The organism is Algoriphagus sp. TR-M9 (assembly GCF_027594545.1).
Taxonomy (GTDB): Bacteria; Bacteroidota; Bacteroidia; order Cytophagales; family Cyclobacteriaceae; genus Algoriphagus; species Algoriphagus halophytocola.
This window is the reverse complement of sequence record NZ_CP115160.1, coordinates 3,295,963-3,313,700: the sequence shown is the minus strand read 5'-3', so window position 1 is coordinate 3,313,700 and position 17,738 is coordinate 3,295,963. Positions and strand designations below refer to the sequence as shown.

Annotated in this window: 11 protein-coding genes and 1 tRNA gene; 7 read left to right on the top strand and 5 right to left on the bottom strand. The window is 43.0% G+C overall.

Going from position 1 to position 17,738, the window contains the following annotated elements:
• Positions 1-27 precede the first annotated feature (27 nt).
• Genes PBT90_RS13795 through PBT90_RS13785 form a run of 3 tightly spaced genes read left to right on the top strand, consistent with a single transcriptional unit; the run spans position 28 to position 4,059 of the window.
• Positions 28-1,338 carry an MFS transporter gene (locus PBT90_RS13795; protein WP_264811173.1) on the top strand — a complete coding sequence of 437 codons (1,311 nt, stop codon included), beginning with the start codon at positions 28-30 and terminating at the stop codon, positions 1,336-1,338.
• A gap of 2 nt (positions 1,339-1,340) precedes the next feature.
• Positions 1,341-2,813: an NAD(P)H-hydrate dehydratase gene (locus PBT90_RS13790; protein ID WP_270129747.1), complete on the top strand. Its 1,473-nt coding sequence runs from the start codon at positions 1,341-1,343 to the stop codon at positions 2,811-2,813.
• 58 nt (positions 2,814-2,871) lie between these two features.
• Positions 2,872-4,059, top strand: a complete 1,188-nt coding sequence (locus tag PBT90_RS13785) for an MFS transporter (protein ID WP_270129746.1) — start codon at positions 2,872-2,874, stop codon at positions 4,057-4,059.
• A gap of 35 nt (positions 4,060-4,094) precedes the next feature.
• Here PBT90_RS13785 and asnS read toward each other — a convergent pair whose 3' ends face one another.
• A complete protein-coding gene (gene asnS / locus PBT90_RS13780) occupies positions 4,095-5,546 on the bottom strand; it encodes an asparagine--tRNA ligase (RefSeq protein WP_270129745.1) in 1,452 nt (483 codons plus the stop codon).
• Between the two features lie 177 nt (positions 5,547-5,723).
• On the opposite strand from asnS, the gene rpoN reads away from it, so the two are divergent.
• Both rpoN and PBT90_RS13770 read left to right on the top strand, forming a co-directional pair.
• On the top strand, positions 5,724-7,178 hold the full coding sequence (gene rpoN, locus PBT90_RS13775; protein ID WP_264811169.1) for an RNA polymerase factor sigma-54: 1,455 nt from the start codon (positions 5,724-5,726) through the stop codon (positions 7,176-7,178).
• Positions 7,178-7,798, top strand: coding sequence for a PA-phosphatase (locus PBT90_RS13770; RefSeq protein WP_270129744.1), 621 nt, complete (start codon positions 7,178-7,180; stop codon positions 7,796-7,798). The genes rpoN and PBT90_RS13770 overlap by 1 nt, the downstream gene beginning before the upstream one ends.
• A 375-nt stretch (positions 7,799-8,173) precedes the next feature.
• On the opposite strand, the gene PBT90_RS13765 is transcribed toward PBT90_RS13770, so the two are convergent.
• Positions 8,174-8,932 carry a porin family protein gene (locus PBT90_RS13765; RefSeq protein ID WP_264811167.1) on the bottom strand — a complete coding sequence of 253 codons (759 nt, stop codon included), beginning with the start codon at positions 8,930-8,932 and terminating at the stop codon, positions 8,174-8,176.
• Between the two features lie 180 nt (positions 8,933-9,112).
• Between PBT90_RS13765 and PBT90_RS13760 the strand changes: the two genes are divergently transcribed.
• Both PBT90_RS13760 and PBT90_RS13755 read left to right on the top strand, forming a co-directional pair.
• Positions 9,113-9,186 (top strand) — tRNA-Arg (locus PBT90_RS13760).
• 511 nt (positions 9,187-9,697) lie between these two features.
• Positions 9,698-9,946 carry a hypothetical protein gene (locus tag PBT90_RS13755; RefSeq protein ID WP_270129743.1) on the top strand — a complete coding sequence of 83 codons (249 nt, stop codon included), beginning with the start codon at positions 9,698-9,700 and terminating at the stop codon, positions 9,944-9,946.
• 62 nt (positions 9,947-10,008) lie between these two features.
• Here PBT90_RS13755 and PBT90_RS13750 read toward each other — a convergent pair whose 3' ends face one another.
• The 3 genes from PBT90_RS13750 to PBT90_RS13740 form a co-directional block, all read right to left on the bottom strand.
• On the bottom strand, positions 10,009-11,235 hold the full coding sequence (locus PBT90_RS13750) for an MFS transporter (RefSeq protein WP_270129742.1): 1,227 nt from the start codon (positions 11,233-11,235) through the stop codon (positions 10,009-10,011).
• A gap of 113 nt (positions 11,236-11,348) precedes the next feature.
• Positions 11,349-14,036: a hypothetical protein gene (locus PBT90_RS13745; RefSeq protein ID WP_270129741.1), complete on the bottom strand. Its 2,688-nt coding sequence runs from the start codon at positions 14,034-14,036 to the stop codon at positions 11,349-11,351.
• A gap of 154 nt (positions 14,037-14,190) precedes the next feature.
• Positions 14,191-17,667: a hypothetical protein gene (locus tag PBT90_RS13740; RefSeq protein ID WP_270129740.1), complete on the bottom strand. Its 3,477-nt coding sequence runs from the start codon at positions 17,665-17,667 to the stop codon at positions 14,191-14,193.
• Between the last annotated feature and the right edge of the window lie 71 nt (positions 17,668-17,738).

Sequence of the window (17,738 nt, the reverse complement as noted above, 5' to 3'; positions counted from 1 at the left end):
AATTCAGGGTAGCTTTTTTTATTTGACATGCTTTCTTCGATTCAAAACACAAAAAAAGTACATAATGCCTGGGCTATGTACGATTGGGCCAACTCAGTATATAGTCTGGTCATCACCTCTACTATTTTCCCTGTTTATTACAACAGCGTGACCAAAGGCCTACATCCTGAGGATAAAGTGGATTTTTTTGGGTATCAGGTGGTCAATACGGTTTTGTATTCCTATTCTATTTCTTTCTCCTTTCTGGTGATTGCCTTTATGTCGCCCATTCTTTCCGGTATAGCTGATGCCAGTGGCAAGAAACTACAGTTCATGAAGTTTTTTGCTTACTTGGGTTCCCTGTCCTGCATGGGCTTATTCTTTTTCGATGGATCAAATTTGGAATGGGGCATTCTTGCCAGTGTTTTGGCCAGTGTGGGCTATGCAGGAAGTATAGTTTTTTACAATGCCTACCTACCGGAAATAACTACTCCAGATAAATATGATTTATTAAGTGCCAAAGGTTTTGCTCTGGGATATGTGGGTAGTGTGATTCTTTTGATAGTGAATCTGCTGATGATCCAGTTTCCATCCTGGTTTTTTCTAGCTGATGATGGAATGGCTGCCAGGCTTTCCTTTTTGATTACAGGTGTATGGTGGATTGGATTTTCCCAAATTACTTTCCGGGTTTTACCACAGAATCCATTTGGTAAAGATTTGAAAAGGGAGTTCTTCCTGAAAGGGTATCAGGAGTTGAGGAAAGTTTGGCTGGAAGTAAAGGAGATCAAGGTGATGTCTAGATTTTTATTGTCCTTCTTTTTTTATTCTATGGGGGTGCAGACGGTCATGTACCTGGCTGCTACTTTTGGAGATAAGGAATTGGGATTGCCAGGAGATCAATTGATTCTGACCATCTTGATCATACAGGTAGTGGCCATAGCAGGAAGCTACTTCTTTGCATTTCTATCTGGTAAATTTGGGAATAAGATGAGCCTGATCATCATGGTGTTGATCTGGGTGGGAGTATGTGCCGGTGCTTATTATGTGTACACAGCCAATGAATTCTTTGCCCTGGCATTTGTAGTAGGCCTAGTGATGGGAGGAATTCAGTCTCTTTCTCGTTCTACGTTTTCCAAATTAATTCCTAGTAAGACTACGGACCACGCTTCCTATTTTAGTTTTTATGATGTTACCGAAAAAATGGCCATAGTCTTGGGTACCTTCTCCTATGGGATGATTGAGCAAATCACCGGGGATATGCGAAACTCTGCGCTTTCTTTGGGATTGTTTTTCTTGGTAGGTTTAGGTTTCTTATTTTTAGTCAGTATACCTAAAGAACGCCTGACCCAAAAAATATAACCATGCAGAAAATCTTAACCGGTGCTCAAGTCAAGGAACTAGACGCCAATCATGTGAAAATTACTGGACAGAGTAGCCTAAAACTCATGGAGTCGGCAGGGCAAAGTTTTGTCAATTGGTTTTTGGATCAGGGGTATAGTAAGGAAAAAAAGATTTTAATAGCAGTAGGAGCTGGGAACAATGGGGGAGATGGTCTGGTTATCGCCAGATTACTTGTGGAGCGTCAGTACCAGGTTAGGATTATTGATTGTTTTGGGTCCATTGATCGATTTAGCCCGGACGCATTGTCGAATTTTAACTTGCTGCCCAAGTCCGTTCAGGTGGTTAAACTCAATCCAGATATTTTCAAAGATTACGCTATACTGATCGATGCCTATTTGGGTGTGGGCCTTAGAGGAGAGCTGCGTGAGAGTGCTATTGATACTATACAGTCACTGAATCTATTTCAAGGGGTTAAAATAAGTATAGACATTCCGGCTGGCTTGCCATCAGAAGGAGTTGGGAACACGGAATTGTGTTTTCAAGCTAACTGGACCGTGACGTTTGAGTTTCCTAAACTTGCACTTTTACTTCCTGAAAATACCTGGATTGTAGGAGAACTGATTTATGCCAAGATAAAGGTCGATGCTGAAGCTTTTGACCAAATGGAAACTTCCTATTATTTCCTTGAAAAAAAGGATATTCCAGCTTTGCACAAGCATTTTACTCGCTTTAGTTATAAGGGTGACTTAGGTAAGGTGCTGCTGATCGGGGGAGGGCCAGGGAAAATGGGCGCTATTATTTTGAGTTGTAAAAGTGCCATGCGCACCGGATCAGGATTAGTTACCTGTCATATCGAAGAGTCGGAAAGGGCAATTATCCAAACAGCTGTTCCGGAAGCTATGGCTTCTTGGGGCTTAATAGCCAATCCTGAATATTATGATGCATTAGGAATCGGGCCGGGCTGGGGTACTGACAATAGGCTGAGACAGTTTCAGCAATTATTGAAAGATTTCAATAAGCCAATGGTGATCGATGCTGATGGGATTAATTTATTGGCAAAGCATGAAGCGCTGCTTTCCCAGGTTCCGGAAAATTCCATATTGACGCCACATATCGGCGAGTTTGAACGCTTAGTAGGAAATTGTCAGGGACATTTAGAACGCCTTAGTAAAGCTAAACTATTCGCCATGGAGCACAAGCTGATTATTGTATTGAAAGGTGCCAATACCGTGGTGAGTTTGCCGGATGGAAAGCAGATTTTCAACTCCAGCGGGACACAATATATGGCTACGGGCGGGTCTGGCGATGTGTTGACGGGGATGATAACTTCCTATTTGGGCATGGGGTATGACCCAGTGAATGCTGCACTCTGCGGAGTCTATCACCATGGTTTAGCTGGAGAGATAGCTTCCAAAAGTAAATTCAGAGGTACCATAGCTTCAGATATTATAGACGCCATACCGGAGACTTATAGTCAATTGCGCATAGCCTGAAAAAGTTATTTTATAGAATTGAAATTTAACAGGGATTCTAAGAGAAGCCTTTGATTATATGAGCAAAGAGAAGCTATTACTCTGGACCCTGGCGGCCATTAATTTCATCCATATTGTGGATTTTATGATTCTCATGCCCCTTGGGCCTCAGCTCATGCGGATATTTGAGATATCGCCTCAGGAGTTTGGACTTTTAGTGTCTTCTTACACTTTCAGCGCGGGAGTTTCCAGTTTTTTTGGTGCATTTCTGCTGGATAGATTTGACCGCAAAAAGATTCTTCTGTGGGTTTATGTTGGATTTACAGTTTCTACCCTAGGCTGTGCACTTTCTCCAAGTTACCCGGTTTTGTTGATTGCGCGGATCTTGTCAGGGCTATTCGGTGGTCTTACTTCTGCCCTTATTTTGGCAATCATAGGAGATGTGATTCCAGATTCGCGTAGAGGACGGGCCATGGGATTGGTGATGGCAGCCTTTTCAGTGGCTTCGGTTTTAGGAGTTCCTTTGGGCCTTTTCCTAGCTAGCTTGTCGGATTGGCACACGCCGTTTTTTATTCTGACGGGACTGTCTATTATCAGCCTAGGGATGATTATTCGATTTATCCCTAGTATTTCTGATCACCTAGGCCAAGAAGTGGAGAGACCCAGACCTTTGCTGGTCATTCGCAGAGTGACCGGTAATCCTAATCAGATGCGAGCTATTACGCTTTCTGTGATGATGATGTTCGGGCAGTTTATGATTATTCCTTTTCTGAGTCCCTACACCGTAGCAAATGTAGGCTTCACTGAATTGCAACTGACCTACATTTATATGGCAGGAGGAGCTTTTACCATCTTTACCTCACCCTGGGTGGGGAAGCTATCAGACAAGTATGGCAAAGTAAAAGTCTTCACCGTCTTCATGCTTTTGAATATTATCCCAATTGCAATTATCACCCATTTGGGTGTGACTCCTATTCCTTTTGTCCTGATGGTGTCTACGATGTTTTTTGTGACTTCTAATGGAAGGTATATACCCGCCGCAGCTATAGTGACAGGTACTGCAAATCCTGAAAACAGGGGGAGCTTTTTGAGTTTCAATTCTGCGGTACAACAAATGGCTACGGGATTAGCCTCCTTGATTGCCGGAATTATTATCGGAGAAAGCGCTACAGGGGAGCTGACCAACTTCAATGTGGTAGGTTATATTGCTATCGCTTGTAGTCTGATTTGCATTCCTTTGGTTAGAAGGGTGAAAATCGTGAGTTAAAAGAAATACCCCGACATTTCTGCCGGGGATAATGATTAAAATTCCGCGTTGCCAGGGGTTCTCGGGAATGCGATTACATCCCGGATATTCCCCATTCCTGATACAAACTGTACCATCCGCTCAAAGCCTAGTCCAAATCCTGCATGCGGAGTGGAACCAAATCTACGGGTATCAAGATACCACCACATTTCTTCCTGAGGGATATTCATTTCTTCCATTCTGGCAGTGAGTACATCCATGCGTTCTTCACGCTGGGATCCTCCTACTATTTCTCCGATTCCAGGGAAAAGTATATCCATGGCAGCTACCGTCTTTCCGTCATCATTTTGACGCATGTAGAAGGATTTGATTTCTTTTGGGTAATCAGTTAGAATCACAGGTTTTTTAAAGTGCTTTTCGACCAAATACCTTTCGTGCTCAGATTGCAAATCAGCACCCCATTCATCGATTAAATAGGAGAATTTCTTCTTTTTATTAGGCTTTGAGTTACGAAGGATTTCTATCGCCTCGGTGTAGGTGATCCGTACAAAATCATTTTCCGAGACAAACCTCAATTTTTCTAAAAGCCCCATTTCACTTCTCTGATCAGCAGGCTTGGACTTCTCCTCTTCAGTGAGTCTTTGATCGAGAAATGCCAAGTCTTCCGCACAATGATCCAAGGCATATTGAATGATATATTTCAGGAACTCTTCTGCTAAGTCTGCATTGTCTTCTGCATCGTAGAATGCCATCTCAGGTTCTATCATCCAGAATTCAGCCAGGTGTCGAGTGGTGTTTGAATTCTCCGCACGGAATGTCGGACCGAAAGTATAGATATCAGCAAGTGCCATTGCAGCCAATTCCCCCTCCAGTTGACCTGATACCGTCAGGTTAGTTTCTCTTTCGAAGAAATCCTGCTTGTAATCGATTGTACCTTCTGCCGTTTTAGGAGGGTTTTTCAAGTCGAGCGTAGTGACTTTGAACGTTTCTCCAGCTCCCTCAGCATCGGATGCAGTGATAATAGGCGTATGGATATAAAAGAATCCCTTATCATTGAAATATTTATGTACCGCGAAAGCCAGGGCATGTCTGACTCTGAAAACTGCCCCAAAAGTATTGGTTCGCATTCTCAAATGGGCATTTTCGCGTAGAAACTCCATGGAATGCTTCTTTGGCTGCAGAGGATATTTTTCCGAGTCTGCTTCGCCCAGTACCTCGATTGCCGTGGCGTTAAGTTCAGAACTTTGACCTGCACCTTGAGATTCTACTACTTTTCCGCTGACTTTCAGACAAGCACCGGTAGTACATTTCTTGAGGATATCCTCAGCGATCAGATTCGGGTCAGCCACTATTTGGTAATTGGTGATGATAGACCCATCATTTAGCGCGATGAAAGAAACGTTTTTATTTCCTCTCTTGGTGCGGACCCAGCCCATTAGTGTTATCTCTGATCCAATTGGATTTGTATCCAGGATGGTCTTGATTTTGACCCGTTTGTTAAATGCCATTTGGTAAATTTTTTATGCAGGACAACCCGCCCCGCTAATAATTTAAAGGAATGCAAAAAAACGATTAAATCAGCTTTTTATCAAAAATTTGCTCCTTTTTCCTAACTTTGGCATAGGGGCTTTTTCTGGAGAAAAGGCCTTTTTTGAACCCAAATAGTAGGTTTTACCCAATTTCGAATGCAAAAGCTAAATCTTAGCCAGTCACTTTCTCAAAAGCTTTCTCCTCAGCAGATACAATTTATAAAACTGCTGCAGGTGCCTACAGCCGAATTAGAAACTAGAATAGAAGAGGAGCTGGAGATTAATCCAGCACTGGAAGAAGGAAAGACAGAAGAAAAGGAATCCACAGAAGATGAATTTGAAGATAACTTCGAGGAGGAAAATATAGCAGATGATCGCGATGTTAATATCGATGATTACCTGGATGACGAGTACGGAGGGTATAAAATGCAGGGTGACGGGAATTACAATTCCGATGAAGAAGACCGGGAAATGCCGATTTCTTCGAATACTTCTCTGCATGAGCAGTTGATGTCACAGTTGAATTTCCTGCGCCTGGATGAGCGCAAAAAAATCATTGGTGAGCAATTAATCGGATCTATAGAAAATGACGGCTACATACGCCGTGATCTGGAAGCCATAATCAATGACTTGGCTTTCAGCCAAAATATAGAGACAGATATAGATGAACTCGAAGAAATCCTTCGTAAGATCCAAGCATTTGACCCGGCTGGTATTGCTTCCAGGAATCTACAGGAATGTCTGACGATTCAATTGGAAAGGAAGGAGCACCCAGATGACCCTACTGTGCAGAACGCTTTGATGATCATTCATGATTGTTTTGACGAGTTTACCAAAAAGCATTATTCAAAAATCCAGCGAAAGTGTGACCTAAATGATGAGGAAACCAAAGAGGCTGTAAATCTGATTACCAAACTGAATCCTAAGCCCGGTGGAGCATCTGACGGATTGGTGCGTACGCAATATGTCATTCCGGATTTTATACTGACTAATACCAATGGAAAGTTTGATATAAGCCTTAATTCCAGAAATGCTCCAGAATTGCGGATTTCCAGGTCTTATTCGGAGATGTTTGATGCTTATGATAAGTCAGACAAGAAGGATAAAAAGCTGAAGGAAACAGTGACCTTCGTCAAACAAAAGCTAGATGCTGCGAAATGGTTTATAGATGCCATCAAGCAACGTCAAAACACCCTGCTGAGGACTATGGAGGCTATTCTTGCTTACCAAAAAGATTTTTTTGTGGATGGTGATGAGACGAATTTAAGACCTATGATCTTAAAGGATATTGCAGAACGTATAGATATGGATATTTCTACCGTTTCGCGAGTGGCTAACAGCAAGGCTATTCAGACAGAATTTGGAGTGTTTCCTTTGAAATACTTCTTTTCCGAGGGAATCGCTACAGATAGTGGGGAAGATGTGAGTAACCGGGAGGTGAAATCTGTCCTGCAGGCTATGGTAGATAGTGAGGATAAGAAAAAGCCCTTTTCTGATGATAAGCTGGTGAAGATGCTCAATGCCAAAGGTTATAATATTGCTCGTAGAACTGTAGCAAAGTACCGTGAACAGCTACAGATTCCCGTGGCTAGATTAAGAAAAGAACTATAGTGCGGAAGGTTTTTGCCGAGATTGTTTCTGTCGTTTTGCAGCCATTGGTGATTCCTAGTTTGGTTTACTGGCTGGTTTTGTTCGTAGTGCCAGAGGCCAGCAGTATTCCTGAGCCATTCAAGGGACGGGTGTTTTGGTTAATCGCCTTATCCACTTTGATCATTCCTATGCTGACTATTTTTGGGTTGAGGCTAAGTGGGACACTCAAAAGCATTCACATGGCAGAGCTGAAAGATCGTGCCATACCCTTCAGCGTGACCTGTATTTATTACTATCTCACGGTTTATTTTTTATACCAAAGATCCGAGCTGGATCCGATTTTATGGCAGGTTTTGGGATTAATTACCTTAGCTATTACAGGCTTGACGCTGGTTACTTTCTTTTGGAAGATGTCAGCTCACATGACGGGTATGGGAGGCTTGATAGCAGCTGTGGTGGTTTTAGCTTCCAAGTTCCCTACTTTCTCAGGATTGTATCCGTTGATCATCAGTTTGCTGCTGACCGGCCTAGTAGGCACGGTCAGGCTTTACCTGAATGCGCACAAGCCTATAGAGACCTATGTAGGTTTAGTATTTGGTTTTTTGGTTTGCTATATAGGATTTAACCTGATTTGGCTTTAAAGTCAGTTTTTTCATTCTACTGAGGGTTTTGCCGAGAAGCCATAGGTGTTCAAGGTGGATGGATCAAGAGCTATGCTTATGCTTCGAATGAGGCAAACACTGAAGGTATAATAGCTGTGGCTTACTTGAAATTCTTGATTTTGTAGCCTATGGTCAAGGAGTTAATGTCCTCTCTGATATGCCTGCACCTTTTTGAAGCTTTTCCTATGAAAAATAGACCAATCGGGCAAAATGATATTCGTTTGACTTACGCTGCATTTTTCAGCTTTTCCTGATTTTTGACCGTAGGCAAAACCCGCTTGATGAAGCAAAAAAAAGCCGCGTCATACGACCCGGCTTTGATTTTTAGAATGTTTCTGAATGCTTTGTGAGCTATTAAAACAGGTTTACAGCAACTCCAAAATTGATTTGATTAGCTTCAGTAGCATTTGGTCCCAGTCCTTCTTGAAACACTTTGTTGAGGCCGTAATACCCCCAGACATAGAATCCTGGCGTTCCGGCTTTCAGGGAAATGCCATACCGGAATTTTTCGAAGCCGTAATTTTGTGAATCTTTTACTTTTCTCTTCAAACCATCTGAATTCTCATACTTTACTTTCGTGTGAGATTCGTAGAGATAGCCCACTTTTGCCCCTACACTCATGGTAAATCCTTTGGTGTAGTTGTTTTTATTGGCATGATAGGTAAAGTCAATCGGGATATCTATATAATTAGTCGCTACTACATTTTTATTGATCTGTATGTCGTCTCCCAGCACATCTCTGATATCCTTGAGTTCACTGGATTCAGGCCCCAGTTCAGGTACATTATACAGGGTCTGATCATCCTTAAAGGCATATTTATCCGATCCTATGCCTATTCCCAGATCAATGGTGTATCCGGAGTTTTCGCCAAAAATAGGGAAAGGGTACTGGTAGTACACGTTGAAAGTGCGGGAGCCAAAGAAATTTAAACCTATGTCTTCGGACCTGTTGTTAAGTTGATTAAATCCGAATTCGATCTTTAAGTCACTTGGGATGTTGGGTCTGCCTCCGATCGGAGTCTTTGGTTTTTTCGCAACTTGCAGGCTGTCCTGGGCAAATGCCGCTCCTTGAATCAAACCAAAAGCTAACAGGAAGGTGTATATTTTTTTCATCAAAATGGTTTACTTAAAATGCACTCAATGCGGGCAAAAATAGGGAATATCCAAGGATTTACCCCTTTATTGCTCTTAATTATTCTTAAGGGAGAACGGAAATAAGGAGTAATAATTATAAAATTCTTGGGGATTGATATTGCATAAAATCGATTTTTGGGTACCTTTGCATTCCAATTCGGCTTCGTAGCTCAACTGAATAGAGCACCTGATTACGGCTCAGGAGGTTTCAGGTTTGAATCCTGACGAGGTCACAAAGCTCAACCAGACGGTTGGGCTTTTTTTATCTATTCTGTTTAATTGCTTGAATCACTGAAAAAAACAAACCTAAAAAGGGGAGTGATTGAGGTACTTGAATACTGAGTACGGTTTTGATTAACCACTTCACTTTTTAATTTTATCACCAGTGGTAAAAGGGTTTTAAGCTTTTAGGTTATTTTAAGATCAGTAAATCAAAGATAGTTACGATCAGGCCTAGCTATAGCCCCCATAGTTCTTGTGCACAAAGTGCATCAGTATTGCATCTACAGATTTAGCCTTTATCCTAAAAATGAAAGGTGAGGTTAGAGATATGATAAGCTGATACAAATAAATTTCTGCAGGTGTACGCCCTACTTTTAGGACTTACCTTTAACCATACCGGGCAATTCTTAATACGCCTATAGTTGTTCTTTTCTAGTTAATTGGATCAATATCATAATCTTCTCTTTTTTTAAGCGAGGATTTTCTTCATTTTAGCCCTATAAATAATTGTCAGCATTCATTATGAAAAAGGCTTTCCCAATCGTATTTCTGATTTTATCGGGATGTGGATTGTTAGAGGACACCAAACTAGTGGATATCCTGGATGTGGATGGTCCATGTACGGTTTTGCTTGCTGATGGTACTACGGTCACCAGCAGTGGCAATATCGAGATCAGTAAGCGTACTCAGGCGATCACTTATAGGGATGAAGATGGGAAGATCTGGTCTTTGTTCAAGGATGATTACCAAAGTTATTCCTGTCAGGAATAGCGGGTTTTTAACCAGATTAAGGATCAAAAAAAAAGCAGCCCGAAAGCTGCTTTAAATTTTTATTAGTGAGCTGCTGCTCCGGCTGGTTTTTTACCTTTTTGCCAGAAGTAGAAAATAGTAAATAGCACGATCAGAACTAATGGGAAGAGCATTAACTTTTGTAGCGTGGCTTGCCCAGCTGCTAGTTCCAAAGCCTCACCTATTAATCCTTCAGCGGACATCAATGTTCTAGAGCCATCAATCCAGCTACCGATCACAGGCTGCCAGATAGCAGTAGAGAACATTCCCACACCACCGATGATGGACATACCTAATGCACCACTAAGTGGGACTCTTTGTGCAGTAGCGCCTACCATTACTGGCCAGAAGTAAGCTACTCCCAATGCGAAAATAACTGCTGCGACATAGGCTAGTGGGCCAGTTACTACACTGAACATGTAAATTCCTATAGTGGCCAATACTGCTCCAATTAATAGAATTCCTGTTTGGCCAAATTTCTCTACCACCGGACCGGCGAAGAATCTGGCTACTGCCATTACGCCAGTGGTGAGGGCTAGAATCAACATGCCACTCGCGCCTGAGCTATTCAGGATTACCTCAGCCCACTGGGTGGTACCAAACTCTGTAATCGCTGTGATGGACATCGTGACGAATAAGAAAATGAAAACAGGAGAGAACATCGCCTTAATGTTTTCACCGATGGACATGGCTTCGTCAGCATGTGGTTTAGGGAAGGTTTTTCCAAAGAAAAGAACTGCGTAAATGATAGTAGGAATCATCAATATCCACATCTGTAACTGCCAGCTGGCACCGAAATCTGTCATGAATTTGGATATCAAACTGCCAAGTACAATGCCACCTGGGAACCACATGTGAAATCTGTTCAGCATTTTATTCATTTTCACTCCAGTGTACATATCTGCTATCATGGGGTTACATGCCGCCTCTGTACATCCATTACCAAATCCAATAAATAAAGTGGAAAGCAATAGTGTGGTATATCCTCCGGCAAAAATCGTAAGCAAAATACCCAAGGTGTGCATTACAAAGGCGATACGCATGATATTCGCTGCACCTACAACGTGATAAAATAATCCTCCCAGAATCATGGAAATAGGGAATCCTAGGAACCACATGGAGTTGATAAATCCAAGATCTTCGTTGCTGAGGTTAAATTCTGCTCCTAGCTGAGGAAGAATTCCTGCTCGTATTGAGAAGGTGAATGCGGTGGTAATGAGGGCAAAACAACTTGCGTTGAAAAGCGCCGTGCGGTTGATAGTTTGAGTCATATTGATAGGTTTTTGACTTTGGGTTTGTGAACGAATTATTCCAAAGGTTGAAAAATAGGAAAAATATTCGAGCGAACTTTCCCGTTGATAAAAAAGATTGTCAAAAAGAGGGTTTAATCCAATACCAAGAGGGTTCCTGTCATTTTTTCTTCAAACCCATAGGTAGGATTTCTCAAGACTACCACCACCAAATAGGTACCCGTTGGTACTTCTTTGCCGGAAGTTTTTCCATCCCAATTCAGGATAGGTGTTTCTAAAGCTACTTCATCTGTGCGCTCGTAGTGAATTAACGCGCCCTGCCGGTTCATTACAAATAGTTCCGCATCGGTTACGCCTTCACTCACCAATACCCGAAAGTCCTTGTTTGGATTTCCTAATTCCATCGCATTAGGGTATACTACTGAAAAATTACAGGCATCATAGGTTCTGAATGAACCGCTGAGCTCGCAACCGTCCTCAGTAGTTACCACTAAAGTGTAATCTCCTACTTGGTTGGGCTTATAGGTATTGTTGGTAGAAACTAATTGATCTCCAAAATACCATTGGTAACCAGCAAAATCCCCGGGGTTGATAGGAGCCATGGTGTTTTCCTTGGAACAAATGGCATAGCTTTCGGCTAGTGAAGGAGGGGTGAGAAGCATGCTCTCCTCCACCAAAATGTAGTTTCTTCCGATCTCACACCCAAGGGAGTTATAGGTGATGGCCTCATAGGTGCCGGGATTTGCGGCCTCTATTTCAAAAGTATCATCAAAGTCAGTTAGCTCTGTTCGATTGTTGTTTTGGTCATAAAAGACCCACTCGGTGTGCGCTACTTCTTCCTCATCTGTGGTCAAGCTCACCCAGGCGTATCCCGGATCAGGACAGATTTTAGAGGCTTCTAATCCCATTGGAACCAAAGTGATAGGTGATTTCACTTCAAATTCTACCGGAGTAACCGGGCAGAAACCACTTCGTAAAGGCTGAACTAAAAGCGAATAAAAACCGATTTTAGAAGGATAGAAAGCTGCATTTCTTCCTACTATTTCGCCTTGATCATTCAGCCAGCGTATGCTTGCTTCTTCTGGTGAAATCCCTTCGATTACCGCTTCATACTTGATGGGATCAAAGCATTCCTCCACTCTCAAAACCGGCTCAAAAGAAATGGAGGATGAAAAAGTAGCATCGAAATCTACCTTTTTTGCACAAAGGCCGGAAGCCCCATTTCTGTCCACAGCTGTGATCGAGTAAGGTCCTTCCTCTGTAAGTGTAAATGAACCGCCAGCATTAACTTCTAGTGTACTCAGATCAGGGAAGGTTAGGGTGAACCGTAGGTTCTGATCGGTTTCAGGCGTCAGGACATAGGTTTCGCAGATGTTCAGAGTTTCAGGGACTGTAAATTCTACTTCGGGCTGTTTTGCAATACTGAGGGTTTCAATGGGATAAGAGCAGCCATCTACTATCATTTCCAGCAAATATTGGCCTGAACTTAAGGGGATGTCCAGTTCTCCTGAGTTAGGGATGGTCCCGGATTTGATTTCCCCGGATCTTGGCGATAATATCCTGTAAGTGCCATTTGAAATTGGGGCTCCAAAATCCACGGCTACATTTCCTTCTACCACTCCAGTAGCGGCACAGGTTTCATCTTCCCTCAGGATGGCCGGGGTCAAAGGAGTGGACGGATTAACTGCTTTTACTTGAATAAGTTCGGTGGTTTCACAGCCATTTTTGACCGCAAGCAGGGTATATACCTGTGCTTGTAAATTGGGGAAAGTAAAGGTGTCCCCAGCTGAAATGGAAGTTTGAGAAATACCGATTTCCGGAATCATCAAGGCGTCAAGCTCAGAAACAGCCGTCACTTGCAGCGCTCCATTGCTGCTTCCACAGTCGTCAGGATCAGTCAAGACCAGGGCATTGACCTCTGGGGATTCCATATATTCAAATGTGGTTTTTCGTTCTGAAGGACAATCGGGAAATCCGGGACTAGCGGTTCTGAAAGTTACCTCATAGATCCCCGGGCCACTTAGTTCAGCAGTAGTGAGATTTATCTCGAATCCCTGACCTAAGCTAGTCTTTGCTCCTGCAGCCTGCTTTTGTATAAACCATTCTCCGGAAAGCGGCGTATCGGTGGTAATGCTGATTGAGTTGCCTTCGCAGATTTGTTCGCTTGATTTTTCAAACTGAAAATCTACCGGAGGGCCTACGTAGGTAGCTCCATTGACGGTACAGGATTCAGTTCCATTGGGTAAGGTTTGGTACAATTCGACCAGATGATAACCAGCTGAAGTAGCGAGAAATTCGTTTCCTCTCCCCAGCTCTACGGTATCTCCTTCATTATTGAAAGACCTCCAGATAATAGTGTATTCCTCTACGGGTGTAGTGTCAGGATCAAGTGCAGTTAGTAATACAGGGGAATCCGCACAAAGTAAATAGTCGGGCCTTAATGCTAGTTCTGGGCCTTGCTGTACTTTGACCTCCAGATTGTCCTCAAAGTAATTTGGAGTACTTCCTCTTCGGATTTTCAGGTTGACGTTATAAGTACCTTCCTGAGTATATACATATTTATAGGTTTCTAGCTGCCCGTTTTCCTTGTAATCCAGGATATTGCCAGTAGCTATATCAGTGAGCGTCCACTCGTATACGTCCCCATCTTCGCCACCTGCGGTATATGTCCCCAGTACACTGCCATTGGTCAGACACAGGAAAGGCTCACCTATGAGGTCAAGGGTGGCATCTATGGAGTTGTTGATTTCGGGTTTACTTGGATTTTTGACTTGCCTACTCCAAACCAACAGTGGAGTCAACATCAGGAAGGTCCAAACCATAAGTATCCCAATCTTCCGCCTTAGTGGAAATTGGTCTTTGCCTTGCAAGAATTCTTAATTTTTAGGGTGTGCACAAAGATAAGAATCGCTTTTAATCAATTTTAGCGTTTAGAAGTATCTCAGCAAAAAATGACCCAGAAATACCAGGAATAAATTATTGGATGACTATCACAGATCCAAATTCAGATTTTGAGATGTTCTTTTCGTAGTTTTTAAAATTGACGCGCACGGCATAGGTGTCGTTTTGGATTGGGGATCCATTGTAAGTTCCATCCCAAACACAGGTGAACTCTTCAGAGATGAGATCGGTTTCGGCGCATTGAAAAATAGTCTGCCCCCATTTATTGAGAATTATTACTTCCAGTTCATCTACAAGGTAGTTGGTGTAAATTAAAAAGCCTTTGTCAGGAGTTCTAGGCTGTATGGCATTAGGATAGCTTACTCTTAGTTCGCATTCTTCTGTTGTGGTAAACGTCTTTTCATAGACGCAACCCTCGCTACTGTAAACGATTAACTGATAATTTCCGACTTGTAGAGGCTTGAAAGTTGGACTGGTGGAGACCAGCTGCTCACCAAAATACCATTCGTAACTAGCAAAATTGCCAGGGTCAAGTAAGGGGCCGATTTCATATTTCGGACAGACTTGATAGGAATCGTTTAGCTCAGGCCGGACAGTATCCGTGCTTCTTAGAACCAAAGCATTATCATAGCCGAGTAGGCAAGGGATTTGATTGAACACCCGGACCTCATAGGTCCCTTCATTGATGGCTAATATTTCCCGATTATTGGTTTCGTTCACCAACTGGCTTTCACTTCCATCTATAGCGGTGAACCACCATTCTATACGCTCCACTTCATCAAAATCAGTAGCTACTTTCATCAATGCTGATGGTGCGTCGGGACAAAGCGGTTCAGCAATTAGGTTTACTTCAATTTCCAATACAGGAGGCAGCACTGTAAACGGCTTTGCAGAAATATGGCAAGGAATAGCGCCTGAAGGCTGAACTTCTAAGCTATAGTCGCCCGGAGCCGAAATCGTCAGGAACTCATCTGTGCCTATTTCATCACCACTTGCGTTTTTCCAAGATATCTCCACCTCTTCCAGTACATAGTTTTCTACTTTCGCCTGAAAAGTTTTGGTACCGTCACATTCCTCTTGGAATAATTCGGGCTCAAATAGAACCTCTGGGAAGATATTGACCAAGAGTTCTTTTTGCTCAGGACAGAATGGGGTAGGACTGTTCTGGTCAAAGGCCAGGAAAGTATAAACTCCCGCTTGATCAATAGTGACCACTTCACCTGAGGATCTGGTCAAAATTTCACCCGAGGGAGTGCTGATCTCAAAATTTAGATTTTGGGTGGTGCTGGGGGTAAGTTCATAGTAATCACAGATGGTTAACTGGTCGGGGATGTCAAAACTCACCTTGTCCGGTGTGAGGTCAAGTTGAAAGGTGGTTCTGCCCAGTTCGCAGTTTTTGTTGATTTCTGGCTTTATGCTATAAACGGAGGCTTCGTACGTTCCTCCTATTCGTGTGGTGATGCTGGTTTGATCGTCAAACTCAGGAAGTTCAACGATGACTCCTTCTTCATCAAACCTCCTCCATCGGATGTCCGTAACGGCCTCTGGCGAAGTAGTGCTAAGCTCTACTATGGCTTCGGGGCCAAATTCACACAGCTTGGTAGATTCTATGGAAACATCTACGAAGAGCACGGGCGGCTCTACTATAAATTCCTTTGGTGTAATGGGGCAAGCTTCACTTCCTGTGGGCTGAACCTCCAGAGAAAATGTCCCCACGGAGGTAGGAGCCAGGAATAACTCTTGCCCGGTACCTATAATGTCCCCATTTTGATTTCTCCAGTAAAAATCAGCCAACCCTGGGTCTATGCCTTGGATGTCAGCTGTGTACACCCGGTTGCCGATGACGCAGTCTTCGCTTTTGAGCACGGGATCAAAAGGGATAGGGTCAGTAGTAGAAATTGTTATTTTTTGCTCGGAAGGACAGGTGTCATCTTGATCTGGCAGAATACCGACCAACGTATATTCACCTGCTTCAGTAATACTGAAAGGCTCTCCAGTAGCTTGAGTACTGCTATTTCCTAAGGGATCGGTCAAAGTAAACTGTAAATTTTCGTCCGTTTCGGGCAGCAACTCATAGGTTCCGCAGATGGTAAGTTCTTGCGGGATGCTGAATTTTGTCTGGGCTTTGCCTGGAATCTCTAAGATTTCTCTTCTAGGTAAGTTACAACTGTCTTCATTCAGTAACTCGAAGTAATATTTGCCCCCGGCTAATTCTATTTTAAAGGGATTTTCGGCCGGAATATCATTTCTAAGAAGCTCCTGGCCTTTTTGAGTCAATACACGATAAGATCCCGTAGTCGGTCCATTGCTCATGTTGATCTCTGCAAAGCCGTTGATTTTACCATTTGGAGTACAGGTTTCACTGATAATATCAGATACGGTAAATTCTAATTCGGCTGGTTCAGTAATTAGCGGTACTACAGTGCCTATGCTGTTTTGGCAGCCGTTCCAGGATAGGTAGATAGTATAAGCACCCGATTCCAGACCTGGAATGGAGATGGTCTCTCCGGCTAGATATGGACCAAAAGAAACCCCAAGCCCACCTACTGTCACCTGATCCAGATCGGTCACGGCAAGTAATTCAAGCCCTCCGTCAGATACAAAACAAGCACTTGCCGCAGTGGCAGATTCCAGTGAAATCAAGGGTTCCTCCTGATAGGTAAAGTCAGTAATAGCGCTGGGTGAGCAACTGGGGTTGGAAGGGTTTTCTATCACATACTCCAACTGATATTCTCCATGCCCGGTGAAGTCATCTTCTGGATATAACGCCAGCTCCGGAAATGTCCCTACTACCTTTGGTTCTGTTTCTCCGGGTGCCGTCAGTAGCCACAAACCTCTAGAGCTGGTGTTTGCTTCAAATTCAATAGCTGAACCCTTGCAGACTATGTCAGAAGTTTGGGTGATAGAAAGACTGGAAAGCACCTCCACTTCAGTGTTGAGCTCGGTATCACAAATGGGGTTTAAGTTGACGTCTGGAGTATAAAACTGTACTTTATATTTTCCTGGGGTATCCACAGTCAAGGTGTTTTGCGTCCCCAGGATATCTCCGGACTCATTTGTCCATTCAAAAATGTAATTTGAAAAATTGGTACTGGAAGGTGAAATGGCCTGAAGTTCTAAAGGATTGCCTTCACATATTTTATAGGAATCGGCAAGCGTAAGCTCAGGCCCGGCTATGATAGCCACCTCCTGCTCCAAAGATGCGATTGATTTCCCACCTCTACTGACCTCTAGCAGGACTTTGTGCACCCCCAGTAGTTCAAAAGTATAGTCAATAGTAGGGAAAGACCCGGCAGGTCTGGTGAATAATTCGGACCCATCTGGGGCCAAAATGGTCCATTTATAGATATCAGTAGCAGAGTCCCCGCCACCTGAAAAAACACCGATTACACTACCATAAATATTGCATAGTTTATCGGGGCCGGTCAGCTCAGGGTCGTTTACTTTTATGGCAAAATGCTCATCTGCGAAAGGCACAATGCTTTCCCCGATCACCTTCGCAAAAATGAACGCCAATAAGAGAAAGGAGAATATAAAATGACTCTTGAGCACACGAAGTTAGATGCAGGGATTCTAAACCTTTTTAATGCATCTAAACTACGTTTTATACTGTTGAAATGAAA